2 protein-coding genes are annotated in these 1,739 nt (G+C 46.3%); both read left to right on the top strand.

The window, feature by feature from the left end; genetic code table 11:
- Window positions 1-336 (top strand): TonB-dependent receptor (locus tag AACP44_RS09215; protein ID WP_339340235.1); only part of this gene is annotated, 336 nt, incomplete at its 5' end.
- A gap of 27 nt (window positions 337-363) precedes the next feature.
- The coding region (locus AACP44_RS09210; RefSeq protein WP_339340234.1) for a hypothetical protein at window positions 364-1,739 on the top strand (1,376 nt) is incomplete at its 3' end.

Below are 1,739 nucleotides of genomic sequence, written 5' to 3'. Positions count from 1 at the left end.
GGCAACGATATCTCAAAAGCGCCGAAGACCTTGGGTAATTTGACCATCGCTTATACACCGTTAACGGTGCCCGGATTAAGGTTGGAAACCGAATTTTCCCACTTGGGTGATTACTATACCGATGAAACCAACAGCCAGCGCTATGCTGGGCATGATTTAGTCAATCTGCGGGCCAGCTATCAAGTCAACGACCAGTGGCAAGTCTACGCGCGGATGCAAAATATAGCTGACAAGCGTTATTCAACTTATACATCCAATCGTGTGGGTAATACGGAGCTGGATTATCGTCCGGGTATGCCTCGTAGCGTCTTTGCCGGTATCAAAATGAGTTTTTAGGCTTGCCGATAACGAGGTATTAACAGCATGAGCCCCTTAGCGAAGTTTGCCCAGTTATGGCACCAGCGGCTGACATGGCCAGCGGCATTGGCCATGCTGCTATTTGTGATCTCTGGCATTAGTCATCCCATTATGGTCTGGACTGGGCCGCAACAAACAGCTTTCTTTCCGCCTAAGCAGAGTTTTGATAGCTCGCAGGTGGAGGCGATGGTGAATATCCTTCAGCAAAATCATATTGCCGAGGCGTCATTGGTCAAGCTGGTCCCCGCCCAGGATAAAGTGTTATTACAGATAACAAGAGACCTGCAACAACCGCGTGACTATTATGATCTCAGTTCAGCGGTGTTACTCTCTGACTACGATCAGCAGCAAGCGAAATGGTTGGCATCCTATTACACCGGAAGGAGTATTGATGAGATTAAAACCGTTGCCTACAAAACCGATTTTGATAGGGCATATCCCGCGGTTAATCGTCAGCTGCCGGTTTGGCGGGTTGATTTTATCGGTGAAGATAATTTAACGGCTTATATTCATACCGAAACCTTAACCGTTGCTGCCATCAATAATGATTGGAAGCGCGGGCTGCAGTGGTTGTTTCAAGTACTGCATACCCAGCACGCCTTGCAGGATATACCATGGCTTCAGTTTACGGTGATGAATCTGTTGATGGCGGTATTAATGTTCTTTTCCGTTATGGGGGTGATACTGATCTTTGCGCTACCCAAGCGAAAAAAAATTACCCATACAAGTCGTCGCTGGCATCGGCGTTTAGCGTTGGTTATCTATGTGCCGCTAATCATGTTGTTAATCAGCGGTTTTTATCATTTATGGTTTAGTTATCTGGATACTAATGCTCGTGAGCAGCGATTATTGCCCCCGTTATCGTTAACCCAATTAAAGGGTACTTCCGATAGCTTTAAATCTGCCATGGATAGATATCGTGATCAGCCGCTGGATCAAGTCAGTTTGATTGCCAATACCCAGGGCGAATTGTTTGCTCGGCTTAGTGTGCCGAATGGCGCGGCTGGTAAGGCTATTACCAGAGAGCAGCGCTTTGCAGGTAAGGGGCAGGAAAAACAAGCGGTTTATATCCCATTAAAGAGCGATAGCCGTTTGGATGATAGGGGGTTTGTAAAACAGGTTGCTGCTTATTATCTACCTGCAAATACAGAGATAACAGCGATTGAGCCAATCACTTTCTTTGGTCCTAGTTATGATTTTCGCAATAAGCGCTTACCGGTATGGCAGATTGATACACAAGCACAGCGAATCTTTGTCGATGCAAAAACCGGCATCTTGGTTGATCAAATTAAAGCGGCGGGCCAATACGAGCGTCTAAGCTTTCAAATGCTACATAAGTGGAATTGGCTAACGCCAATAACTGGCAGGTTTGTTCGCGATAT

The organism is uncultured Oceanicoccus sp. (genome assembly GCF_963968385.1).
GTDB lineage: Bacteria > Pseudomonadota > Gammaproteobacteria > Pseudomonadales > Dasaniaceae > Oceanicoccus.
This window is presented reverse-complemented; position numbering and strand designations above follow the sequence as displayed.